Here is a 23,682-nt window from a genome sequence, read left to right as displayed (position 1 = left end):
AAGCGGGAATCGGGGGCGCCTGCCCGCGACGACGGGGGCGGCGGATGTGCGGTGGTGCTGGGACTGTCAGCCCGCCGGACAGATGGCGCTGGACATGCGGCCGAGGTCGACGTGCCGCCGACTCACCAAGGCAATTCCAGCTCGAGACATGGCAGAAGCGTGGCATGAGCATCTCGCGGCAGTCCACCGCTATCCACAGTCCGGACAAAGGTGTCCCGATCCGCGAGACGAGATGGCGTCGGGTCCGGGACCGAGGGGTCCCGGGCGGAGGTCAGAGCCCCGCCCCCGGCCAGGGGCCCGGGGCGGAAACGTCCGGTTCGTCCTCCGTCCTGGTGTCGAAGAGGCGGAAGCCCCGCCGCCGGTAGTTCGCCAGCGCGTGGGGGCCGTCCTTGCTGCAGGTGTGCACCCACACCCGCCGGGTGGGCTCCCGTCCCGGCCAGCGCTCCGCCAGGTCCCAGGCGCGCGCGGTCCCGTACGACAGCAGGTGCCCGCCGATGCGCCGGCCGCGGAAGGCGGCGATCAGGCCGAAGTAGGTGATCTCCACCGTCCCCCCGGACTGTGCCTCCAGTTCGATGTACCCGGCCGGGGTCCCGCGGTCGTACGCCACCCACGTCTCCACGCCGGGCCGCTCCAGGAACTCCCGCCACCGCGCGTACGTCCACCCCAGCCGGTCCGTCCAGGTGACGTCCCCGCCGACGGCGGTGTAGAGGAAGCGGCTGAACTCCGGGCTGGGTACCTCCGCCCGCGCAATCCGGATGCCGGACCCGCTGTCCGGAACGTGGGCGGGGGAGAGGTCGGAGGGAGAGGTCTGCTCCAGCGACCAGGTGGTGACGGCGACGGTGGTGCTCATGCGGGGCAGTGAAGCACGCCGCCGCAGGCGTCCGGGAAGCGGCCCCGCGGACCGCCTCCCGGCCGGCGGCGCGTACCAGAATGCCCCCATGCCCACACCCATGCCCACACCCGTGCCGGCGACCGGAGGACGCCCCGGACGCGCCCCCGGCCCCGCTGCCCCTCCCGTCGCCGTGCTCGGTGAGTGCGTCGCCGACGCCTTCACCGTCCCGGCGCCCGGCGGCCGTGAGCGCCCCTCCGCCTCCTCGATCGGGCTGGAGGTCCTGCCCGGCGGCGGACCGGCCAACACCGCAGTGGCCCTCGCCCGGCTCGGCACCCCCACCCGTTTCCTGGGCAGGCTGTCGCGGGACGTCTTCGGCCGCCTCTTCCGCGAGCACCTGACCGCCTCCGGCGTGGACCTGGCCGCCGCGGTCGAGGCGGCCGAGCCCAGCACCCTGGCCGTCGCCGACGTCGACGCCGACGGCCGCGCCGAGTACTCCTTCCACGCCGAGGGCACCGCCGACTGGCAGTGGACGGACGGTGAGCTGGAGCGGGCCGTGTCCGGCCCCGCGGCCTGCCTGCACACCGGATCGCTGGCACTGGTGCGGCCGCCGGGCGGGGAGGCGGTGGAACGGCTGCTGGCAAGGGTGCGCGGGCGGGCCACCGTCTCCATCGACCCCAACGTCCGGCCGCTGCTGGTGGAACCGGACGTCTGCCGCGAACGGCTGCCGCGCTGGTGCGCCGCGGCCGACATCCTGCGGCTGTCGGACGACGACCTCGGCCACCTCCTGCCCGGCACCGGGGTGGAGGAGGCCGCCGCGGTCCTCCACGGCCACGGCGCGGCCCTGGTCGTCGTCACGCTCGGAGCGGAGGGAGCGTACGCCTCGCTGGAGGGCGCGGGCGGCGCGGAGCGCGTACGGCTGAGGGTGCCGGCCGAGCCCACCGCCGTGGTGGACACCGTCGGCGCGGGCGACGCCTTCATGGGCGGCCTGCTGCACTCCCTCCACACCGCCGGGGCCCTCGGTGGGCGCCTGGAAGGGCTGGCCTCGAACGTCCTGGAACAGGCCCTCGCCACCGGCGCCGCCGTAGCCGCCGCCACCTGCGCGGTACGGGGCGCAGACCCGCCCCGGGCGCACCAGATGGGGCGCCATACGCGCAGGTGAGCGCCTTACCGGCCGGTACCGGGACCTTCGGCCCGCACCCCCGTCCGGGGCGGGACCTTCGGCCGCGGGGCGGGGCCCCTTCGGCGACTGCGCCGGGTGCCCCGGGCGGCGTGCAATGGAGTCACCGAGGCCCCCCGCACAGAGGTGATCCCCATGGCAGAAGCCACCGCACGTCCCGCAGCCCGTCCCGCCGCGCCGGCGGACGCCGGGCGCACCGGGAGCGGTGAGCACGCCGAGACCGTCCGGCACACCGTCGACACCCTGGTCGCACACGCCGTCAAGTCCCTTGACGAGTAAGGCTCCTTCACCCAGGAGCAGGTCGACCACATCGTGCGGAAGGCCTCCCTGGCAGCCCTGGCGAACCACTGCGAACTGGCCGAGCAGGCCGTCGCCGAGACCGGCCGGGGCGTGTTCGAGGACAAGGCGATGAAGAACCTCTTCGCCTGCGAGCACGTCACCCACTCGATGCAGGGGCTGAAGACGGTCGGCGTCGTCCGCCGCGACGAGCTGAACGGGATCACCGAGATCGCCGAGCCGGTCGGCGTGGTGTGCGCCATGACCCCGGTGACCAACCCCACCTCCACCACGATCTTCAAGGCGCTGATCGCGCTCAAGACCCGCAACCCGATCGTCTTCGCCTTCCACCCCTCGGCCCAGCGGTGCAGCGCCGAGGCGGCCCGGATCGTGAGGGAGGCGGCCGTGGCCGCGGGCGCCCCCGAGCACTGCGTGCAGTGGATCGAGGAGCCGTCGATGGAGGCCACCCGCCTGCTGATGAACCACGGGGACGTCTCCACCATCCTGGCCACCGGCGGCAACGCCATGGTCCGGGCCGCCTACTCGTGCGGCAAGCCGGCCCTCGGCGTCGGCGCGGGCAACGTCCCCGCCTACGTGCACCGCACCGCCGACGTACCCCGCGCCGTGCACGACATCGTGCTGTCCAAGGCCTTCGACAACGGCATGATCTGCGCCTCCGAGCAGGCCGCCGTCCTGGACGCCGAGATCTACGAGCGGGCCGTCGCGGAGTTCCGCAGGCTCCACGCGTACCCGGCCACCGCCGAGGAGAAGGAGAAGCTGGAGAAGTTACTGTTCGGCACCACCGCCCGGAGCGCCAACTGCGCCGGGGCGAAGCTCAACGCCGACGCCGTCGGCCGGCCGCCGCACTGGATCGCCGAGCAGGCGGGCTTCACCGTCCCCGAGGACACCTCCGTCATCCTCACCGAGATCACGGGCGTCGGCCCCGCCGAGCCGCTCAGCCGCGAGAAGCTCTCCCCGGTGCTGGCCCTGCTGCGCGCCCAGAGCACCGAGCAGGGCATCGAACTGGCCGCGAAGATGGTCGAGTTCGACGGTCTGGGCCACAGCGCGGTGATCCACGCCGACGACGAGGTGCTGACCGAGGAGTTCGGACGCCGCGTCAAGGCCGTGCGCATCATCGCCAACGCGCCCTCCAGCCTCGGCGGCATCGGCGACGTCTACAACTCCTTCCCGCCCTCGATGACCCTGGGCTGCGGCTCCTACGGCCACAACTCCGTCTCCGGCAACGTCACCGCCGTCGACCTGCTCAACATCAAGCGCATCGGGCGGCGCAACACCAACATGCAGTGGTTCAAGGTCCCGCCGAAGATCTACTTCGAGCGCCACTCCCTGCGCTACCTCGGCGACATGCGCGGTATGCGGCGCGTCACCGTCGTCACCGATCAGAACATGGACCGCCTGGGCTACCTCACCCGCGTCAAGGACATCCTGCGCTCCCGCACCGAGCCGGTGAACCTCCAGATCATCGACGACATCGAGCCCAACCCGGAGCTGGCCACCGTCGAACGCGGCGTCGCGAGGATGCGCGAGTTCGAGCCCGACACCATCGTCGCCCTCGGCGGCGGCTCGCCCATCGACGCCGCCAAGGTCATGTGGCTGATGTACGAGCACCCCGAGATCGCCTTCGCCGACACCAAGGAGAAGTTCTCCGACATCCGCAAGCGCGCCTTCACCTTCCCGCCGCTGGGGGAGAGGGCGAAGCTGATCGCGGTCCGCACCTTCCACGGAGCGCTGTGATGAACCGCCTGACCTACCAGGCGACCGCGCCGGCGGGGGCCGCCACCCCCGCCGGGGCGGCCACCCGCCGCCCGGTCACCGGATCGGTGCACTCCTGGGACCTGTCCACCGGCGTGGACGGTCCCGGCACCCGCTTCACCGCCTTCCTCGCCGGCTGCCCGCTGGCCTGCCTGTACTGCCACAACCCCGACACCTGGCGGCTGCGCGACGGCCGCCGCACCACCGCCGGCGAGCTCGTCGCCGAGGCGGCGAAGTACACCGCCTTCATCCGGGCCGCCGGCGGCGGCGCCACCCTCAGCGGCGGCGAGCCGCTGCTCCAGCCGGTCTTCACCGGAGAACTGCTGCACCGTTTCAAGCACGAACTCGGCCTGCACACCGCCCTGGACACCTCCGGCTTCCTCGGCGCCCGCGCGTCCGACGCACTGCTGGCCGACACCGATCTGGTGCTGCTGGACATCAAGTCCTGGGAGCCGGGGCTGTACCGGAAGGTCACCGGGGGCCGCGGCGAGATCGCCCCCACGGTGGCGTTCGCCCGCCGCCTGGCGCTGCTGGGCAACGAGGTGTGGGTGCGGTTCGTGCTGGTCCCCGGCCTGACCGACGGGCCCGAGAACATCGAGGGCGTCGCCGCCTTCGCCGCCTCCCTGGGCAACGTCTCCCGCGTCGACGTGCTGCCCTTCCACAAGCTGGGCGCAGCCAAGTGGGAGGCCGTCGGGAGGACCTTCCCCCTGGCCGGCACCCCCGTGCCCACCCCGGAGCAGGTGGCCGAGGCCCGCGGGATCTTCGCCGGCCACGGGCTGTACGCGGTGTGAGCCCCGGGCCGGCACGCACCCGCACCGGTGCGCGGGCCGCGCGGGCCGCCGGGAAACCGGCAGGCCACGGTGTGAGCCGCGATCACCGGGCCGGATACGTTATGGGCGTGCAACCGGCCCCCTCACCCCCGAACCGCTCCTCGAACCCGCTGCGCAGGGCGCGCGCCCTGTACCGCAACGTCCCCAAGCGGAAGCTCGCCTGGCTGCTGCTGAAGGACACCGTCAACTCCGCGATGGAGTACCGGATCCTGGGGCTGGCCGCCGAGGCGGCCTTCTTCACCCTGCTGTCGCTGCCGCCGCTGCTGCTGGGCCTGATCGGGCTGCTCGGCTACCTCGACGCCTGGATCGGCACCGACACCATCGACAGCGTCCGCGCCAACATCCTGAACGCCTCCGCCACCGTCCTGTCCGACCGGGGCGTCAGCCAGATCGCCGAACCGCTGATCGACGACGTGATCGAGGGCGGGCGGCCCGACGTGATCTCCTTCGGCTTCGCGCTGGCACTGTGGTCCGGCTCGCGCACGATGAACGTCTTCATAGACACCATCACCGTCATGTACGGCCTCGACGGCCACCGCGGCATCGTCGCCACCCGGCTGCTGGCCTTCGGGCTGTATCTGGTGGCGCTGCCGCTGGGCGCGGTCGCCCTGCCGCTGCTGATCGTCGGGCCGGACGCGGTGGTCGGCTGGGTGCCGCAACTGGAGCTGCTGGTCGAGGCCTTCTACTGGCCCGTGGTGGTGGTCGTCTCCATCGCCTTCCTCACCACGCTCTACCACGTCTCGGTGCCGGCGCGCTCCCCCTGGGTGGAGGACGTCCCGGGCGCGCTGGTCGCCCTGCTGATGTGGATCGCCGGCAGCTTCACGCTGCGCCTGTACCTCACGCGCACGGTGGACGGGCCGTCGCTGTACGGCTCGCTGGCCGCGCCCGTGGCCGTACTGCTGTGGATCGGCGTCTCGGCCTTCGCGGTCCTGGTGGGCGCGGCCGTCAACGCCGCCATCGACCATGTGTGGCCCTCGGTCACCACCGCCGCCGCCCGCCGGGCCAGCGAACGGGCCCGTGAGCAGGCCGCCGCCGAGGTCGTCGCCGCGGCGGCGGCGCGGCGCGCGATGCGGGGGGCCGAGGGGAGCGGGGACGAGGGGGAGGCCGGAGAGGCGCCCGAGCCGCCCGCGGAGTTTCCCGAGCGCTGGACGAAGTTCCTGCCGCCGTCCGACATACGCTCCCGGCTGCGCTCCCGCCGCCGCGACGACTGACGGCCGACGCCCCGACGGCGGGCCGGGAGGCCGGAAAGCCTCCCGGCCCGCCGTGTGCCGGTGGTCGCCGGGTCCGGGTCACCCCCTCTTGTGCGCGCGGCTGCTCTTGCCGCCCTTCCGGCCGAGGGCCAGCAGCGCCAGTCCGAGGAGGAAGACGATTCCTCCGGTGATCACATTGGTGAGGATCGTCCTGACGGTGTCCACGTTGCCGGCCACCAGCCAGGGGGACACCACCGTCCAGGCGCCGATCGCGCACACGGCCATGCTCAGGCCGTAGGCGCGCTCGAACGCCACCGCGAGCGCCAGGCCGATCACCGCGAGGGCGATGCCGGTGACGAAGTTGTTGACGGTCAGCGAGTTGAACTGACTGAACCCCACGATCCATGGAGACGCCAGCAGGAAGACGCCGCCCAGCACGGTCAGCGCCTCCATCCCCTGTGCCGTCGGCGACGCCGAGGCCTCCGCGTAGCGCGCACGCATCCCGATCAGATCAGGGTGTTCCTCGATGCGTGACGTGGGTGTGGCCATCTGAGCCACCTCCTATGAGACTTTCACCCTTATGCTCTGATTTTCCACCAAACGGCAGGTTATGTCTTCTCGGGGAACACTTTTGTCCGTGTGACCCATGAGGTTCCCCCGGACGGGTGAAGGCGGCCGGGAAAACCGGTGGTGTGCGAGCCGCCCGTCGTCCTAAAGTCGGCGGCGCGAGGGCCCGGGAGGCCATGGAGGGGCCTGATCGACCTTGATCGGCATGGCCCCGGGGAGGCCGTCGACGATCCGGGAACGGGAGGTGGGCCCCATGACTGCCGACGCCGCCGCCGCGGGCACGACCCGCGGCGACGAGTCCGTCCGTTCCACCTCCGCGGCCTCCGGCTGACCACCTCCGGCCCGTCCGTCGGGCCACCATCCCGGGGCCGCCCATCCCGGAAGGGCATCCGCGTTGCGTCCTCTCGACGTACCCGCACACCCCGAACACCCGCTCGCCCCCTACGGCTGGGACGAGCACACCGCCGAGGCCTTCGCCCCGTACGGGCGCCGGGGCCTCACCCCCGCCCGCGTGGTCCGCGTGGACCGCGGGCTGTGCGACGCCGTCACCGCCGGCGGCCCCGTACGGGCCGGCATCGCATCCGTCATCTCCCCGGACCCGCTGCTCACCGTCTGCACCGGCGACTGGGCCGCCCTCGAACCCGGCGGGCGCCGGACGCCGTGGACGGTCCGGGACCTGCTGCCCCGCCGTACCGCCTTCGTGCGCTCCACCTCCTCCAAACGCTCCGAGGGGCAGGTGCTGGCCGCCAACGTCGACCACGCCGTCGTCGCCGTCTCGCTGGCCGTCCCGCTCGATCCCGGAAGGCTGGAGCGCTTTCTCGCCCTGGCCTGGGAGAGCGGGGCCCAGCCGCTGGTGGCCCTCACCAAGACCGACCTGGCACCGGACGCCGCCCATGCCGCCGCCGACGCCGAGGCCGCCGCGCCCGGCGTGACGGTGCTGCCCGTCAGCGCGCTCACCGGCGAGGGGCTGGACGTGCTCGCCGCCGCGCTCGGCGGCGGCACCGCCGTGCTGCTCGGGCAGTCCGGAGCGGGCAAGTCCACCCTGGTCAACGCGCTGATCGGGCAGAAGGCGCTGGAGGTGCGCGAGACCCGCGCGAGCGACGGCAAGGGCCGGCACACCACGACCACCCGCGAGCTGTTCGCACTGCCCGGCGGCGGAGTCGTCATCGACACCCCGGGGCTGCGCGGCGTCGGGCTGTGGGACGCCGAGGAGGGTGTCGGCCGGGCCTTCGCGGACATCGCGGACCTGGCGCGCGCCTGCCGCTTCCACGACTGCGCGCACACCGCCGAGCCGGGCTGCGCCGTCCTGGCCGCCGTCGACGGCGGCACCCTGCCGCCGCGCCGGCTGGACAGCTACCGCAAACTGCTGCGCGAGAACCAGTACCTCGCGGCCCGCACCGACGCCCGGCTGCGGGCGGAGCCGCGACACGACTGGAAACGCAAGCAGGAGCTGGGCCGCCACATGGCGAAGCGCAAACGCGGCCCGCGCTGATCCGCGGCGGACGGGCACCGGGCGGGCCCGGGGCGGCGGGAGCAGGTTGCTAACGTCGCCCCGTGCCCGACCGCAGCGACACCCCCGCCCAGCCGTTCGGCCCCCGGCAGTTCCAGCTCGTCCTGCTGCGCCGGATGGCCGACTTCCAGCCGGACCTGGTGCTCGACGCGCTGCGCGCGCTGGACGCCGACCGGGCCGAGATGCGCGAGGCCAACCGCCGCTGGCAGGCCGCCGGCCGCTCACCGCGCTCGCGCGGCGCGGCGGCCCGGTACCGCTCGGTGCTCGGCGAACCGGAGACGGACGAGCCGCGCCGGGTGGGCGACCTGGACTGCCGGGCGCTGCGCTGGCCGCTGCCGCTGTGGCCGGACCTGCGCCTGGAGGTGCTGACCGCGCCGGGCGGCGCCGTGTGGAACGAGTGGTTGGTGCGCGCTCCGGGAGCCCCCGGCCCCGGGCTGCGCACGGTGGAGGACCTGCTGCCGTGGACGTGCACGGTGGACGAGGTCGCCCGCGCCTTCACGCCCGCCCGCCCGGTGGAGGGCTCGGCGCCCACCCGTTGGCGGCTGGCCTTCACCGCCCCGGACCGGGCGGGGGCGCGGCACGAGGTGATCGCGGAGTTCACCTGGGGCCTGCTCCAGCGACTCCCGTGACACCGACGGCCGCCGTGCCCGCCGCGGTGTCAGGGCGTCGCGTGGCACTGAGACGGGAGGTCCGCGCCCCTGGAGGGTCGGGGACAGGCTTCACCGCCGCGTCCGATTTCCGCCAGTGGCGGACCGCCGCGCGGCGCACACTGGATCGCGTGATGGACGACGAGGCCAGGTACGAGGCGGTCCGCAGCCGCGACGAGCGGTTCGACGGAGTCTTCTTCACCGGCGTGCTGACCACCGGCATCTACTGCCGCCCCAGCTGTCCGGCGGTCACCCCCAAGCGGGGCAACGTGCGGTTCTTCCCGTCGGCCGCCGCCGCCCAGCGGGCGGGCCTGCGGGCGTGCCGCCGCTGCCGGCCCGACGCCGTGCCGGGGTCGGCCGAGTGGAACACGCGGGCCGACCTCACCGGCCGCGCGATGCGGATGATCGCCGACGGTGTCGTGGACCGCGAGGGCGTCGAGGGGCTCGCCCGGCGGCTGGGCTACAGCGCCCGCCAGATACACCGCCGGCTCACCGCCGACCTCGGCGCCGGGCCCGTCGCCCTGGCCCGCGCCCAGCGGACGCACACCGCCAGGGTGCTGCTCCAGACGACCGCGCTGCCGGTCACCGAGATCGCCTTCGCCTCCGGCTTCGCCAGTGTGCGGCAGTTCAACGACACCATCCGCGAGGCCCACGCCTGCACCCCGCGCGAACTGCGCGCCCGCAGTCGCGACAGGGCGGCCGTCCGGGCCCGGGAGGCGGCCGAGGGCGGGGGAGTGGCGCTGCGGCTGGCCCACCGGGGCCCGTACGCGACCGCGGAGATCTTCGGCTTCCTCCAGCGGCGGGCCGTTCCCGGCGTCGAGGAGGTCACCGGAGAGGCCGGTGCCCGCGTCTACCGGCGTACCCTCGCCCTGCCCCACGGCCACGGCGTCGCCGAGGTCCGCGAGAGGACGGACGGGGCGGGCGGTGGTCCGGGTAGCGGCTGGCTGCCGTGCCGGCTGCGCCTGGCCGACCTGCGGGACCTGACCACCGCCGTGCAGCGGATGCGGCGGCTGTTCGACCTGGACGCCGACCCGTACGCCGTCGCCGACCGGCTGGGCCGCGACCCGCTGCTCGGCCCCCTGGTCCACCGGTTGCCGGGACTGCGCTCGCCGGGCGCGCCCGACCCGCACGAGGCGGCCGTGCGCGCCGTGCTCGGCCAGCAGGTCACCGTGGGCGCGGCCCGTACGCTGACGGGTGCGCTCGTGGCGGCGTACGGCAAGCCGCTGCCCGCGCCCGACGGCGGCCTCACCCATCTCTTCCCCGACGCCGGAACCCTCGCCGGGGCGCCCCTGGACGAACTGCGCATGCCCGGCTCCCGCCGCCGGGCGGTGCGCGCGGTCGCCGCCGCCCTCGCCGACGGCGTCCTCGTCCTCGACCCCGGGGCCGACCGGGGCGAGGCCGAGCGGGCCCTGCTCGGCCTGCCCGGCATCGGCCCGTGGACGGCCGGCTACGTCCGGATGCGCGCACTGGGCGACCCCGACGTCTTCCTGCCCGGCGACGCGGGGGTGCGGCACGGGCTGGAGCGGATCGGGGCCCGCGTGCCGGACGCCGAACGCTGGCGCCCCTGGCGCTCCTACGCCCTGCACCACCTGTGGAATGCCACCCTCGCCCCGCCCCCGGCCGAAACCGGGAACGAGACCGAGACAGCGGAGAAGCGATGAGCACCCTCTACACCACCTGCCCCAGCCCGCTGGGCGAGCTGCTGATCGCCGGGCCCGAGCCCGGCGTGGTGGCCTCGGTCAGCGTGCCCGGCCAGAAGGGCGGTGCCCGTGTGCTGCCCGGCTGGCGGCGCGACGACGCGGCCTTCGCCGGCGTGGTGCGGCAGTTCGACGCCTACTTCGCCGGGGAGCTCAAGGAATTCGACCTCGACCCGGCCCCCGGGGGATCGGAGTTCCGCCGGCGGGTGTGGGCCGCCCTGGAGCGCGTCCCCTACGGAGCCACCGTCACCTACGGTGAACTCGCCGCCATGGCGGGCCTGGAGCCGAACTCGGTGCGGGCTGTCGGGGGAGCGGTCGGCGCCAATCCGCTGATGGTGGTGCGCCCCTGCCACCGCGTCATCGGCGCGAGCGGGGCGCTGACGGGATACGCGGGCGGGCTGGAGCGCAAGAAGCTGCTGCTGACCCTCGAAGGAGTGCTGTGAGGGTTCCGTGAGGGAGCTGCGGGCCGCCGTGCCGCGGACCGCCGGGGAGCGCCGGTGAAACGGTACGGCCGCCGCGACCGGTGGGAACCGGCCGCGGCGGCCGCGGGGAAGAACCGGGATGATCAGCCGAACTGCTTCTCGATGGCGGCGAGTTTGGCCTCAAGCGAGTCCAGCCGGGGGCTGGTCAGGCTCTCCTCGGAGCCGAACGTGTCCGCCGGGCGGGGCGGGTCCACCTTGCGCAGCCCGTCCGCCCCCAGCGCGCCGCCGGCGTCCTCCGAGGCGGCCCCCAGCGCGGCGCGCGGCCGCGCGGGCTGCGGGGAGCCCGCGCTGACCTCCAGCTCCACCTGCTGCGTGTCGGCGCCGCGGCCCAGCCGGCTGATCGCCCGCAGCCGGGCCCGCTCCAGCTTCCGCTGCTCGCGCTTGCGGGCACGCTCCTCCTCCTTGCGGCGGCGGTCCTCGCGGACCTCGTCGACCGCCTCGTCCAGCGTCCGCACGCCCTCCAGAAGCATCAGCGACCAGGCGGCGTAGGTCTCGCGCGGGGCGCGCAGCCAGCGCACCACCCGGATCTGCGGCAGCGGACGCGGCACCAGGCCCTGCTCGCGCAGGGCGGCGCGCCGGGTCTGCTTGAGCGCCCGGTCGAAGAGGATGGCCGCCGCGATCGACATGCCCGCGAAGAACTGCGGGGCGCCCGCGTGCTCGTCGCCGCGCGGGGCGTGCACCCAGTTGAACCACGCCGCGGCGCCCGCGAAGAGCCACACCAGCAGCCGCGAGCCGAGGGAGGCGTCACCGTGGCTGGCCTCGCGCACGGCGATCACGGCGGAGAACATCGCCGCGCCGTCCAGACCGAAGGGGACCAGGAACTCCCAGCCCCCCGACAGGCCGAGGTTCTCCCGGCCGAATCCCACCAGGCCGTGGAAGGAGAGCGCGGCGGCGACGCCAGCGCAGCAGAACAGCAGGACGTAGGAGGCGATGGCGTAGACCGTCTCCTTGCGGCGGCGGCGCTCCTCCATGCGCTCCCAGGAGTCCGCCCCCTGGTCGTCCTCGGTCCTGTGGCGTCCGCTTCCGCGGCCCATCAGCACGACCGCGACCAGGGCGCCGACGAGCAGTACGGCACCCGCCAGCACCCAGTTCATCGATATGTCCGTCAGTCTCATCCGGGTGTGTCCCTTGCCTGGCGGCATGCCGTCAAGACGGCCCCGCCGTGCTCGCGTTGGCTTCGTTGACCCGCAGCATCCTGGCGGAAAAAAGATTGTGTGGCAGGCCCTTTGGGCCCAAAAAACCGCCGAGGGTGGCCAGAACGTGCGAACAGGAGTGTAGCGAGCCGGAATCGCCGCCGGTTACCGGCCGGATGCTCGAATCCTCAGAGGAGTTCACCCCGCCCGCCCCGTCCGTCCCACACGGCCGGCCCGGCTCGCGCGGGCGCTCCCCGGCGCGGGGACGGGCGGCGGATCAGGCGCGCGCGGCGCTCAGCCGCTCCACCCGGTCGGCGTCGCAGGTGCGCGGGCAGGTGACGCAGGTGTCCTGCGGGCGCAGCGTGTAGAACATGCAGCAGCTCGCCCGGTCCCGGGTGGGGTACCTCTCGCCGTCCGGCCCGGACAGCTCCCGGAAGGCGGCGCCCCGCGGGAAGGGGGCGACCGAGCCCGGCAGCAGCAGCTCGGCCTCGGCCATCGCGCGCCGCTCCTCGCCCAGCAGATGGCCGATGTACCACAGGCCCTCGGTGATCTCGTCCGTCGCCATGCCCCACAGCGCGCGCGGTCCGCGGCGCATGCGCGGCCCGAACGCCTCCAGGAGGGGACCGAGGTGCTCGGCCACCGACTCCCGCACGGCCGCCCGCAGCGCCTCCTCGCCGTGGACGACACGGGCGCCGGGCAGTGCGGCGGCCGGGTCGCCGGGCAGGCAGGAGAACTCCTCGGCGCGCACCGCCATCCGGCCCGAGGCGCGGTCGTAGGCCACCGAGTCCAGCGGGACGCGCGGCACCCGGCGGTGCAGGAACCAGGGGAGCGTCACCAGCAGGCAGACCGACCAGGCGTAGCGGTGCAGACCGAAGCCGGCGACCACGTCGGGCCGGGCCCGTTCACCGTAGTCGCGCCGCACCTGCTCGTCGTCCCAGGCCAGGAAGGCGTCCAGAACGTCTCCGCCCTCGGCCAGCTCCGCCGCCCGCACCCAGCCGTCGCCGCGCGGCAGCTCGCCGGCCTCCCGGACCTCGGTGACCCGCAGGCCGGGGAAGACCTCGGCCAGACGGTCGTAGGCCGCGGCCAGCGGCGACGCGGTGGGCGCCTCGGGGGCGGGGGCGAGGGTGCACATGGCCATGCGGGTACCACCGAATCGACGGCTATAACAGGTAAGGCTTACCTTAGCTCACATGATCGGTGCCGGTGCAAGGCCAGCCCTTACGAGTGGCGCGCGTCACTCGGCGGGACCCTCCGCCGGTGCCGGTGCCGGTGCCGGTGCCGGTGCCGGAGGCCGCTCCCCGTCCTCCTCCGCCAGCCGGCCGGCCAGCCAGCTCGGCACCCCGTCCAGCAGACGGAACAGCCGCCGCGCCTCGGCCCGGAGCCGCTCCGCCTCCGGCTCCGGCTGGACGTCCGCCAGGGCCACCAGGGCCGGCGCCATGCCCACCAGATAACCCAGCTCCTCGCGCAGCCGCAGCGACTCTGCGAAGCCGTGCCGCGCCTCGGTGAGCTCACCGCCGCGCAGGGCCAGTCCGGCCAGATGCCGCCAGGTGAAGGAGCACAGAAGCGCGTCCCCCTGGGCGGTGGCGGCGGCGTGCGCCCGGCGGTACGCCGCCCGCGCCGCCTGGGGGCTGTCCCCGAAGTGCTCGGTCATCAGGCCGCGCCGGAAGTCCAGCATCGCCCGCCGGGAGGAGCCGGGCGGCAGCAGCGCGGCGGCCCGCCCCAGCGCGGCACGGGCCTCGTCGGCCCGGTCGCGTACGGCCAGCACCGTCGCGGCGTAGGCCAGATGGCCGCGCTCGCAGGCGGCCGCCCCCCGCTCCTCGTCCGTCGCCGCCAGGGCCTCGGCCACCCGCAGCGCCTCCTCGGCGCGCTCCCAGCCGTCGGCGGTGAACATGCAGCGCTCCACCAGCAACCCCGCCCGCCGCAGCGCCGCGGAGGCGTCGTCCCGCGCCACCCCCGGCTCCAGCAGCGCCGCCGCGTCCTCCCAGCAGCCGCGCGACCTCAGCCGCCACACCGCGTGGTCGAGCGGACCGCCCTCCGCCCCGGCACCCGGCCCCGACCCCGCGCCCGACCCCGCGCCCGATCCCGCACCCTCCCGCCGTACCGAACGTGACATGGCGGTCTCCGCCACAGTGCCCTCCCCAACCAAGCGCGCCGTCGAGCCGGATGTGAGCGAATCCCAGCACGAACACCTGGGCCCCGCCAAGGGGTAAGTGTGAACGGTTTCACAATCTTGGTCAGCTCTTGACACACCCCGGACGGCGTGCGTCACCGGCCGCCGCGGTCATTCGTCCCACCAGCGGTCGTCCGGCTCGCGCCGGTTGGCGACGACCGCCGCGACCGGCGGGATGACCATGGCCACCACGCACATCGCGATCGCCAGGGGCACCGACCACAGGCGCACGAAGGCCCACGCGCCGACGAAGAGGGCCAGGCACAGACCCATCAGCGCGAAGTAGCGGCGCCGCCTGCGCGCGTACACACCTCCAGCCTAGGCGGGCCGGGGAGGTTCGATCCGGTCCGGGCGGATTCGGGAGGATTCGGGAGGGGGCTCAGCGCATGCGCAGGGCCAGGAGGAAGTCCACCCGGTCCTCCAGCCGTGACAGGTCGCGGCCGGTGAGCCGCTCGATACGGCCCACCCGGTAGCGCAGGGTGTTGACGTGCAGATGGAGACGGGCGGCACAGCGCGTCCAGGAGCCCTCGGAGGCCAGGAACGCCTCCAGGGTGGGCACCAGCTCGGCGCGGTGGCGCCGGTCGTACTCGTACAGCGGGTCCAGCAGCCGGGCGGTGAAGGCGCGGCGCACGTCGTCGGGCACGAACGGCAGCAGCAGGACGTGGGAGGCCAGCTCCTCGTGACCGGCCGCGCGGACCCGCCCCGGCCGGGCGGCGGCCACTCGGCGGGCGTGGCGGGCCTCCTCCAGGGCCCCGCGCAGGCCCTCGGCGGAGTGGACGGCCGCGCTGACGCCCAGGGTCAGCCGTCCGTCCGGTCCGCCGAGGCCGTCCAGGCCGCGCTCCAGCGGGGCCCGCAACGCGTCGAGCAGGACGGCGGCCGCGAGCGCGCCCTCGGCGCCGGCGGACGGCACGGCCCCATCGCCGCCGCTCCCCTCGCCGCCGGTTTTCTGACCGGAAGCCGCCGCGAGCGGGACGAGCGCGACGGCCTCCCCGCCGGCCGCCGCCACCGCGACCCGGTCCGCCGCGTCCCGGCCGCCGGCCGGACCGGCCAGCGCCTCCTCCAGCAGGGCCCCGGCCGCCCGGGCCCGCTCCTCCTCGGACAGGCCGGGACCGCCCTCCCACTCCAGCCGGGCGACGACCACCTGCCACAGGGACGCGGCCCCGGACCCGGGCAGCAGCGCGGACGCCGTCACCCGCAGCCGGGCGGCGACCTCGGCCGACGGAGCGCCGGAACGCAGCAGCTCCAGCACCTCCCCGGCCAGACGGCGGCCCACCGAGCGGGCGGCGTCCCGCCGCTCGCGCTCGGCCGCGATCAGCCGGGTGACGCCGTTCAGCAGGTCCAGCCGCTCGGCCGGCCACTCGTCCGCGTCGGCCTCCACGGCCAGCAGCCAGCCCGACAGCGCCGACAGCACCGCCTCGCGGGGGTCGGCCCCCTCCGCGCCGGCCGGCGGGCCGCCCACCGGGAACAGCGAGTACACCGTCTCGCCGGCCACCGCGCGGTGCGGACCGGGGCGCCCCGCCCGCAGCGCCGCCAGGTGCTCGCCCGCCAGGCGGGTGCGGACCGCGGCCGGCAGCCGTTCGGCGCCGGAACCGGCGACCGGGCGGCCGACGGGGGAGAGCACCCACGCCCGCAGATCCAGGTCGGAGCCCAGCAGGTCCAGCACCGCGTCCGGGCCGCCGCCCACCGGGTCCGGGGACATCAGCCGCCGGTGCCGCTCCACCACGGCGGCCAGATCGCCGGCCCGCTCGCCGGAGACCTGCCGCACCACGTGCTCGGTGACGGTGGCGAAGGCGACCTTCTCGTCCACCGAGAACAGCGGCATCCGGTGCCGTGCGCAGGCCGCCACCAGATCCGCGGGCACCGGGCCCAGCTCCGCCTCGCCCGCCGCCAGCGCGGCCACGCCCGCGGCGGCCAGGATGCGGACGAACGGCTCGGAGTCCTCGGGTCCGCGCCGCCAGGCCAGCCCCGTCAGGACCAGCTCACCGCCCGACAGATAGCGGCTCGGGTCGCGCAGGTCGGTGGTCATCACGCCCCGTACCGGCCGGTCGAGCCCCTCCTCGCCGCTCAGGAGCCGCAGCCCCGGCCAGGGGCTGTCCAGGAGTGCGCGCAACCGCATCGTCGTCGTCCGCCGATCTTTCCGTACCGCTGGTGCCTTACCGCCGGTGCGCGGGGCGCGTGTGCCGCGCCCCGGCTCCCGCGGGCCTTCGTTCGAATCTACAAGACCTGCTCGTGGGCCGTACGGGTGCTTCGTGCCGGCGGTGACCGCACCGGCCGGTCGGCGAGCCGGTCCGCCCGGGGGGTGCGGTGTAACACGGGTGTAGCCGCCCGATCCCCCGCACTCCCGCCCGGCACCGGACCCCTCCGCGGGCCGGCGGCGGGGAAACCCCGCGACCGACCGAGAAGAGCCGACGACATGTACTTCCCGTGCCCCGCCGACCGGGAGGCGGTGCCCGCCGCCGGCGCCGGGCGCCCGAGCGGCCGATGAGCCCGAAGGACCCCGGCGGGCCCGAGCGCCCCGGGAGGCCCGGACGCGGCGGGGAAGCCGGACGCCGCGGGAAGGCCGAGCCTCCCGAGGACCCCCGGGTGGTCGGCCCCCCGCCCTCCGGGGGATCGCGCGTGGACCGCTGGTTCCACATCTCCCGCCGCGGGTCCACTGTCGCGCGCGAGGTGCGCGGCGGCGTCACCACCTTCATGGCGATGGCCTACATCCTGCTGCTCAACCCCGTGCTGCTGTCCGTCCCCGACCGCTACGGGAACCGGCTGGAGACCGCCGAGGTGATCACCGCGACCGCGCTGGCCGCGGCCGTCACCACCGTCGCCATGGGCGTGATCGGCCGCGCTCCGCTGGCGCTGGCGGCCGGGCTGGGAGTCTCGGGCGTGCTGGCCACCCAGGTCGCCCCCGAGGTGAGCTGGCCGCAGGCGATGGGAATGTGCGTGATCTACGGCTCGGTGATCATCCTGCTGGTGGTCACCGGGATGCGCGAGCGGATCATGAACGCCATCCCGACGGCGCTCAAACACGCCATCACCATCGGCATCGGCCTGTTCATCGCGATGGTCGGCCTGGTCAACGCGGGCTTCGTCGGCCTGGGCGAACCGGGCTCCCCGGTCACCCTCGGCCAGGGCGGCCGGCTGACCGGCTGGCCGGTGCTGGCCTTCTGCGTCACCCTGCTGCTGATCTTCATGTTGCTGGCCCGCGGGGTGCCCGGCGCCCTGCTGATCGGCATCGCCGCCGGCACCGCCTTCTCGACGGCCGCCACCGCCGCCTTCGGCATCGGCGGCCAGGAGTGGGGCGGCGCCGTGCCCGAACTCCCCGAACGACTGGTCTCCGCCCCCGACTTCGGCCTGCTGGGGAACGTGGAGATCGGCGGCCTGGCGGGTCTGGGCGTCACCGGCTTCACCATGATCGTCTTCACCCTGGTGCTGGCCGGGTTCTTCGACGCGATGGCCACCATCATCGCCGTCGGCCACGAGGCGGGCCTGACCGACGAGCGGGAACGGATGCCGGGGCTGGGCCGGGCACTGCTGGTGGACGGCGCGGGCGGGGTGGTCGGGGGTGTGGCGAGCGCGTCGGGCCAGACGGTGTTCATCGAGTCGGCCACGGGCGTGGGCGAGGGCGCGCGTACGGGGCTGTCCGCCGTCGTCACCGGGCTGCTGTTCGCGGCGGCGCTGCTGTTCACCCCGCTGGCGCTGATCGTGCCCGGCCAGGTGGCCTCCGCCGCGCTGGTCGTCATCGGCGCGATGATGATGCAGAACTCCCGGTACGTGGACTGGACCGACCGCACCACGGCGATCCCCGTCTTCCTCACGGTCGTCCTGATGCCCTTCACCTATTCCATCACCACCGGCATCGGCGCCGGCGTCATCGCCTACACCGCCGTGCGCACGGCGGTGGGGCGCTGGCGCGAACCGGGGTTGCTGATGTGGCTGCTGACGGCGGTGTTCCTCGTCCACTTCGCGGTGGGTGGCGCGGGAGGGGCGTAGGGGAGGAGCAGGCCGGTGCCGGACCGGACGACCGTCCGGCCCGGCACCGGTGGGGTGCCCGTCGGGCCCGGTCAGCCCCGCGGGCCCTCCGTCATCTCGGCCCAGCCGCTCTGGACCATCGTCTGGAAGCGCCAGACGCCGCCCCGGCGCACCAGGATGTCGGCGTAGCGCATGCGGTGCTCCTCGCCTCCCGCCGTCATCACCGAGTCGGTGAACACCACGACGAGGCAGGAGGAGAGGAAGAGCGGGGTGCGCGCCGACTCGAAGCGGACCTCCCCGTCCCCCGCGCCGCCCATCACCGCGTTCATCGTCCCGGTGTAGCGCCGCCGGTCCCACTGGCCCGTCCGGCCGTCGCCGTCGGAGCCGTCGGTCACCAGGTTGAGCGGGAAGACGGCCATGTCGGCCATGCGCTCGATGTTCTCCGGGGTGGGGGAGGAGGCGAGTTCGTCGTAGGAGGCGAACCACTCCTCCACGCTCCGCAGGTCCTCCTCGGTCGGGGTGTAGCCGGTCAGGGCCGCGGCGGTCTCGGTGTTCCGGAGCAAGGCTCTCCATTCGTCAATTTTGACTAGTTACGGGAAGGGTAACGTCCGTCTCCCTGGTAGTCAAACTTGATTAAGCGGGCTCCGCCGGAGGCCGGTGGGGGCCGCCGGTGCCCAGCAGCGCGTGCGCCGCCTCGCTGACCGGCTGCGGAGTGCCGGCCAGATCCAGTGTGAAGAGCGGCAGGCCGAGAGTGTCCGCGCGGCCGAGCGCCTGGCGGGTGTAGTCGGCCAGGGAGAAGCAGACGGCCACCGCCGACTCGTTGAGGCCGTGCAGCCACAGCGTCTCGACGGCGTCCGGCCCGGTCGGCGAGGTGGTGGGGTCCACCCGGGCCAGGACATCGGGCCCGCGCAGATCGACGCCGGGGACCGGGTGGGCCCCGGCCACGGGGCGCACCCGCTCGAAGCCCAGCCAGCCCAGGAAGAGCGCGGCGGCCGTCACCACGTCCCGGGCGGTGCGGATGGCGACCGGCCGGAAACCGGGCCGCCCGCCGGCCGCCCCCGGCGAAGGCGCGCCCGGCGCCTCCCCGCCGCCGGCCACGGCGGACGGGAGGACCGCGCCGGGGAGCCGGCCGGAGGACTCGGCCAGGGGAGGCCGCAGCAGCGCGCCGCACGGGCAGCCCAGCTCCGGCCGGGGCCACTCGTCGTACCGCCCGCAGGCGGAGCAGCGCAGCGTCAGCCAGGAGTCGGCCCACACGCGGTGCCGGACCCGCACGGGAATCCCGCCGCGCAGCAGCGCGGGCGCCACGGGGGCACCGCAGCGGCACGGATAGGTGGGCACGATGTAGAGGTGCTCGCGGCGGCACTGGGGGCACCGCACCGGCACGGTCTCTGCCAATCTGGGCTCCAGGCGGACGTTCGGGCCGAAGGGCCGCGGGGACGGGGGGCTCGCCGGCTCATCGTCCCCGACGAAGGCGCCCGCCGGGAACGGGTTCGCACGGCCGCGTGCCCCGCGGCGGACCGGAGGATCGAATTCCGGTCACATTCCTCCGGCGGTCAGGCAGCCCCGGCAGCCCCGCGGCCCGGCGTGCGGTGCGCCACCACCCGGCGCCCGGCGCGGCTCAGTCCAGCAGCTCGTACGCCGGCAGGGTCAGGAACTCCGCGAAGTCCCCGTCCAGCGCGACCCGCAGCAGCAGGTCGTGCGCCTGCCGCCACCTGCCCGCCGCGTACGCCTCCTCGCCCAGCCCGGCGCGGATGCCCGCCAGGTCCTCGGCGGCCAGCGAGCGCACCAGTTCGGGGGTGACCTGCTCCCCGGTGTCCAGTACCACGCCGGCGTCGACCCACTGCCAGATCTGGGAGCGCGAGATCTCGGCGGTCGCGGCGTCCTCCATCAGCCCGAAGATCGCCACGGCGCCCTGGCCCCGCAGCCACGCCTCGATGTAGCGGATGCCGACCCGGACCGCGCCCACCAGCCCCTCGCGGGTGGGCCGGGCCTCCAGGGAGTCGACGGCCAGCAGATCGGCCGCGGTGACGCGCACGTCCTCGCGCAGCCGGTCCTTCTGGTGCGGCCGGGAGCCGAGCACCGCGTCGAAGGAAGCCCGCGCGACGGGCACCAGATCGGGGTGGGCCACCCAGGAGCCGTCGAAGCCGTCCCCCGCCTCGCGGTCCTTGTCGGCCCTGACCTTGGCGAAGGCCCGCTCGTTGGCCCGCGGGTCGCGCCGGTCGGGGATGAAGGCGGACATGCCGCCGATGGCGTGGGCCCCGCGCTTGTGGCAGGTGCGCACCAGCAGCTCGGTGTAGGCGCGCATGAAGGGCGCGGTCATGGTCACCGCGTTGCGGTCGGGCAGCACGAACCGCTCGCCGGCGTCCCGGAAGTTCTTCACGACGGAGAACAGGTAGTCCCAGCGGCCCGCGTTGAGGCCGGAGGCGTGGTCGCGCAGTTCGTAGAGGATCTCCTCCATCTCGAACGCGGCGGTGATCGTCTCGATCAGCACGGTGGCGCGGACGGAACCCCGCGGGATGCCGCAGTAGTCCTGGGCGAAGACGAAGACGTCGTTCCACAGCCGCGCCTCCAGGTGGGACTCCAGCTTGGGCAGGTAGAAGTACGGGCCCCGGCCCGTCTCCAGCAGCAGACGGGCGTTGTGGAAGAAGTACAGGCCGAAGTCGGCCAGCGCGCCGGGTACGGCGCGGTCGCCGACCCGCAGACGGCGCTCGTCCAGGTGCCAGCCGCGCGGCCGTACCACGACGGTGGCCAGCTCCTCCTCGGGCCGCAGCTCGTAGCGCCTGCCCCCGGGCGCGGTGAAGTCGATGCGGCGGCGGTGGGCGTCCATCAGGTTGATCTGGCCGCCGACCACGTTCTCCCAGGTGGGGGCGGAGGCGTCCTCGAAGTCGGCCAGCCAGACGCGGGCGCCGGAGTTGAGGGCGTTGACCGTCATCCTGCGGTCGACCGGGCCGGTGATCTCCACCCGGCGGTCCCGGAGCGCCTCGGGGGCCGGCGCCACCCGCCAGTCGCCCTCGCGGACGTGGGCGGTCGAGGCCGGGAAGTTCAGGGTGCCGGTGCGGGCGATCCCGGCGCGGCGCTCGGCCCGGCGGGCCAGCAGTTCGTCGCGGCGCGGGGTGAAGCGCCGGTGCAGCTCGCCCAGGAAGGCGAGTGCGGCGTCGGTGAGGACCTCCCCGTGGCGCCCCTGGTGCTCCTCGGGCGTCCGGGCGGGATCGGCGCCGGTGACGACGGCGGGCGGGGGCGGTGCTGCTGCGGACATGGGCGTGTCACTCCTTCGTCGGGGCGGCGGGCAGGGGCCGCTTCCGCCGGCACGTTCCGCCGCCGCGGACCAGTCTCCCCACCGCGGCGGAACGGGGCCCGCCGGGCCCGGTCCCGATGGCCTGAACCATGCCCCGAGTCTCGCCCTCCGTGTAGCGCGATGTGCGGAGAGTGGCGTTTACTGTGCGCACCCCTTTCCCGGCCGTACGCCGCCGGGAGGGGCCGGTCCGCGAGTCCCCGGCGGGCGCGGAGCGGCGGCGGAGCGACGGGGGAGAGCCGCGCGGGACCGGGAACGGTAGGACGGAGCACGACGGCAGACGACAACCGACGGCGGACGACGAGAAACACAGCATCCGTGTGGGGGGAGCTGCGTTGCGAAAAGAAGCGGTAGGACGCCGGACGGTCGTCCACGGACAGGACGACCCGCGGGTCGTCGCACTGCGGCGGGCCGTGTCCCGCCTGCACCGGGAACTCGCCGGTTACCGCGCCCAACTGGCGGACCGGCGGATAGCCGAGGACGAACTGGCCGCCGTGGACGCCGAGCTCCGCGCCGGTGCCCCCGAGGTCGCCCGGCTGCGCCACTCACTGCTGCTGATCGCGGGGGCGGTCGGTTCGGTGAGCGCCCTGGCCGAGGCGCTGGCGGAGGTGCGCAAGGCCGTCGAGCTGTTCGGCGCGCCGTCGCCCTGACGGGGGCGCCCCCGTGCTCCGGCGGCCGGGCTCGCGGGCCGGGCGCGGCCGGGGAGGCCCCGTACGGCCCGTACAGCCCCGTACGGCCCGTTTCGGCCCACCCGCGGCCCGCCGGGCCACCTGGCCGGATAACGGTGTCGCCGCGGGACCCCCGCTGGCATCATCGGCGGCGGACGGCCACACAGGGGAGGCGCGGATGAGCACGGACGAGCGGGCAGCGGTCGATCTGGCCTCCCTGGGCGAGGACTTCGTCCGCGACCCCTACCCCGTCTACGCCGAACTGCGGGCACGCGGCCCGGTGCACCGGGTGCGGGTGCCCGAGGGAGCCGAGGCCTGGCTGGTCGTCGGATACGAGGAGGCGCGGGCCGTCCTGGCCGACCCGCGCCTGTCCAAGCACTGGGGCAACGCCTCGCCCGCCCTGCCGGTGGGCCCTCTGGCGTCCGGGGTCAGCATGCTCAGCTCCGACCCGCCGGACCACACCAGGCTGCGCAGGCTGGTCGCCCGCGAGTTCACCGCGCGGCGCACGGCGGCCCTGGAGCCGAGGGTGCGGGAGATCGCCGACGGGCTGCTGGAGGCGATGCTGAAGGAGCCGGGCCGGCGGGCCGACCTGGTGGACGCCTACGCCTTCCCGCTGCCCATCACGGTCATCTGCGAGCTGCTGGGCGTGCCGTTCCTGGACCGGGACGCCTTCCGGGCCTGGTCGGCCACCGTCGTGGGGGACGCGGGTTTCGAGGAGAAGCGGGCCGCCAACGAGGCCGTCACCGCGTACCTCACCGAGCTGCTGGAGGAGAAGCGCCGGCAGCCGGGCGAGGACCTGCTGAGCGCCCTGCTGCACACCGCCGACGAGGACGGCGACCGGCTGTCGGCCGAGGAGCTGCTCGGCATGGCCTGGTTGCTGCTCGTCGCGGGCCACGAGACCACCGTCAACCTGATCGCGAACGGCACCCTCGCCCTGCTCACCCACCCCGACCAGCTCGCGCTGCTGCGCTCGGACCCCTCCCTGACCGAGGGCGCGGTCGAGGAGATGCTGCGCTACGACGGCCCGGTCGAGACGCCCACCTACCGCTTCACCACCGAGCCCGTCGAGATCGGCGGGACGGTGGTCCCCGGAGGCGGGGAGCTGGTGCTGGCGGCCCTGGCCGACGCCAACCGCGACCCGGGACGATTCGCGGACCCCGGCCGCTTCGACATCCGCCGCGAGTCCCGCGGCCACCTCGCCTTCGGACACGGCATCCACCACTGCCTGGGCGCCCCGCTGGCCCGGCTGGAGGGTCGCGTCGCCATCCGTGCGCTGCTGGACCGCTGCCCGGACCTGGCCCTCGACATCCACCCCGCGGCCGTCTCATGGCGGCAGGGCATGCTCATCCGCGGTCCGCACCGCCTTCCGGTGCGCTTCTGAGGGACCACCCCTTCCGGCCCGCCGGCCTCCCTCGTCACACCCGCACCGCCCGTTTCCTCCCGCGCCACCCCCGATCCCCGTGCGAGCGGCGGTG

21 protein-coding genes and 1 pseudogene are annotated in these 23,682 nt (G+C 74.8%); 11 read left to right on the top strand and 11 right to left on the bottom strand.

What is annotated here, in order from left to right; translation table 11 throughout:
- Positions 1-66: 66 nt before the first annotated feature.
- Positions 67-150, bottom strand: a complete 84-nt coding sequence (locus tag IQ279_RS28835) for a putative leader peptide (protein ID WP_309471194.1) — start codon at positions 148-150, stop codon at positions 67-69.
- 121 nt (positions 151-271) lie between these two features.
- A complete protein-coding gene (locus IQ279_RS18775) occupies positions 272-850 on the bottom strand; it encodes a GNAT family N-acetyltransferase (RefSeq protein ID WP_206349805.1) in 579 nt (192 codons plus the stop codon).
- A gap of 88 nt (positions 851-938) precedes the next feature.
- Here IQ279_RS18775 and IQ279_RS18770 point away from each other — a divergent pair, with 88 nt between their 5' ends.
- The 4 genes and pseudogenes from IQ279_RS18770 (at position 939) to IQ279_RS18755 (ending at position 6,099) form a co-directional block, all read left to right on the top strand.
- On the top strand, positions 939-1,991 hold the full coding sequence (locus IQ279_RS18770; RefSeq protein WP_241028354.1) for a carbohydrate kinase family protein: 1,053 nt from the start codon (positions 939-941) through the stop codon (positions 1,989-1,991).
- 153 nt (positions 1,992-2,144) lie between these two features.
- Positions 2,145-4,031: pseudogene (locus tag IQ279_RS18765) on the top strand (iron-containing alcohol dehydrogenase); the annotation flags it as partial.
- A gap of 8 nt (positions 4,032-4,039) precedes the next feature.
- Entirely contained in the window at positions 4,040-4,849 is an 810-nt protein-coding gene (pflA, locus tag IQ279_RS18760; RefSeq protein ID WP_206349804.1) for a pyruvate formate-lyase-activating protein, read from the top strand.
- 107 nt (positions 4,850-4,956) lie between these two features.
- Entirely contained in the window at positions 4,957-6,099 is a 1,143-nt protein-coding gene (locus tag IQ279_RS18755) for a YihY/virulence factor BrkB family protein (RefSeq protein ID WP_307792424.1), read from the top strand.
- Between the two features lie 78 nt (positions 6,100-6,177).
- Here the strand turns inward: IQ279_RS18755 and IQ279_RS18750 are convergent, their stop codons facing one another.
- Entirely contained in the window at positions 6,178-6,627 is a 450-nt protein-coding gene (locus tag IQ279_RS18750) for an SPW repeat protein (RefSeq protein ID WP_206349802.1), read from the bottom strand.
- Between the two features lie 412 nt (positions 6,628-7,039).
- On the opposite strand from IQ279_RS18750, the gene rsgA reads away from it, so the two are divergent.
- The 4 genes from rsgA (at position 7,040) to IQ279_RS18730 (ending at position 10,942) form a co-directional block, all read left to right on the top strand.
- Positions 7,040-8,137, top strand: a complete 1,098-nt coding sequence (gene rsgA, locus IQ279_RS18745) for a ribosome small subunit-dependent GTPase A (RefSeq protein ID WP_206349801.1) — start codon at positions 7,040-7,042, stop codon at positions 8,135-8,137.
- Between the two features lie 62 nt (positions 8,138-8,199).
- Entirely contained in the window at positions 8,200-8,784 is a 585-nt protein-coding gene (locus tag IQ279_RS18740) for a hypothetical protein (RefSeq protein WP_206349800.1), read from the top strand.
- A 152-nt stretch (positions 8,785-8,936) separates the two neighbouring features.
- Positions 8,937-10,463, top strand: a complete 1,527-nt coding sequence (locus IQ279_RS18735; protein ID WP_241028368.1) for an AlkA N-terminal domain-containing protein — start codon at positions 8,937-8,939, stop codon at positions 10,461-10,463.
- Positions 10,460-10,942: a methylated-DNA--[protein]-cysteine S-methyltransferase gene (locus IQ279_RS18730; RefSeq protein ID WP_206349797.1), complete on the top strand. Its 483-nt coding sequence runs from the start codon at positions 10,460-10,462 to the stop codon at positions 10,940-10,942. The genes IQ279_RS18735 and IQ279_RS18730 overlap by 4 nt, the downstream gene beginning before the upstream one ends.
- Before the next feature lie 122 nt (positions 10,943-11,064).
- Here IQ279_RS18730 and IQ279_RS18725 read toward each other — a convergent pair whose 3' ends face one another.
- The 5 genes from IQ279_RS18725 to IQ279_RS18705 all read right to left on the bottom strand — a co-directional run bounded on the left by IQ279_RS18725 (position 11,065) and on the right by IQ279_RS18705 (position 16,400).
- A complete protein-coding gene (locus tag IQ279_RS18725) occupies positions 11,065-12,096 on the bottom strand; it encodes a DUF2637 domain-containing protein (protein WP_206349795.1) in 1,032 nt (343 codons plus the stop codon).
- Positions 12,097-12,391: 295 nt separating this feature from the next.
- On the bottom strand, positions 12,392-13,246 hold the full coding sequence (locus tag IQ279_RS18720; RefSeq protein ID WP_206349881.1) for a (2Fe-2S)-binding protein: 855 nt from the start codon (positions 13,244-13,246) through the stop codon (positions 12,392-12,394).
- Between the two features lie 102 nt (positions 13,247-13,348).
- Positions 13,349-14,227, bottom strand: a complete 879-nt coding sequence (locus IQ279_RS18715) for a hypothetical protein (protein ID WP_241028353.1) — start codon at positions 14,225-14,227, stop codon at positions 13,349-13,351.
- Positions 14,228-14,395: 168 nt separating this feature from the next.
- Entirely contained in the window at positions 14,396-14,593 is a 198-nt protein-coding gene (locus IQ279_RS18710) for a DUF3099 domain-containing protein (protein WP_101257023.1), read from the bottom strand.
- Positions 14,594-14,663: 70 nt separating this feature from the next.
- Positions 14,664-16,400, bottom strand: coding sequence for a PucR family transcriptional regulator (locus IQ279_RS18705; RefSeq protein WP_206349793.1), 1,737 nt, complete (start codon positions 16,398-16,400; stop codon positions 14,664-14,666).
- Positions 16,401-16,765: 365 nt separating this feature from the next.
- Here IQ279_RS18705 and IQ279_RS18700 point away from each other — a divergent pair, with 365 nt between their 5' ends.
- Positions 16,766-18,268 carry an NCS2 family permease gene (locus IQ279_RS18700; RefSeq protein ID WP_206349791.1) on the top strand — a complete coding sequence of 501 codons (1,503 nt, stop codon included), beginning with the start codon at positions 16,766-16,768 and terminating at the stop codon, positions 18,266-18,268.
- 71 nt (positions 18,269-18,339) lie between these two features.
- Here IQ279_RS18700 and IQ279_RS18695 read toward each other — a convergent pair whose 3' ends face one another.
- From IQ279_RS18695 to aceB, 3 genes are all read right to left on the bottom strand, one after another.
- Positions 18,340-18,810, bottom strand: coding sequence for a nuclear transport factor 2 family protein (locus IQ279_RS18695; protein ID WP_241028352.1), 471 nt, complete (start codon positions 18,808-18,810; stop codon positions 18,340-18,342).
- 70 nt (positions 18,811-18,880) lie between these two features.
- The gene (locus IQ279_RS18690; RefSeq protein WP_206349789.1) at positions 18,881-19,642 is read right to left on the bottom strand and encodes a hypothetical protein; all 762 of its coding nucleotides are present in this window, start codon (positions 19,640-19,642) and stop codon (positions 18,881-18,883) included.
- Positions 19,643-19,865: 223 nt separating this feature from the next.
- On the bottom strand, positions 19,866-21,503 hold the full coding sequence (gene aceB / locus IQ279_RS18685; protein ID WP_206349787.1) for a malate synthase A: 1,638 nt from the start codon (positions 21,501-21,503) through the stop codon (positions 19,866-19,868).
- 371 nt (positions 21,504-21,874) lie between these two features.
- On the opposite strand from aceB, the gene IQ279_RS18680 reads away from it, so the two are divergent.
- Together IQ279_RS18680 and IQ279_RS18675 are read left to right on the top strand one after the other, a co-directional pair.
- Positions 21,875-22,189: a DUF5955 family protein gene (locus IQ279_RS18680; protein WP_206349785.1), complete on the top strand. Its 315-nt coding sequence runs from the start codon at positions 21,875-21,877 to the stop codon at positions 22,187-22,189.
- A 196-nt stretch (positions 22,190-22,385) separates the two neighbouring features.
- Positions 22,386-23,588, top strand: coding sequence for a cytochrome P450 family protein (locus tag IQ279_RS18675; protein ID WP_206349783.1), 1,203 nt, complete (start codon positions 22,386-22,388; stop codon positions 23,586-23,588).
- Positions 23,589-23,682 lie beyond the last annotated feature (94 nt).

It is taken from the genome of Streptomyces verrucosisporus (genome assembly GCF_017114865.1).
GTDB lineage: Bacteria > Actinomycetota > Actinomycetes > Streptomycetales > Streptomycetaceae > Streptomyces > Streptomyces fenghuangensis.
This window is presented reverse-complemented; position numbering and strand designations above follow the sequence as displayed.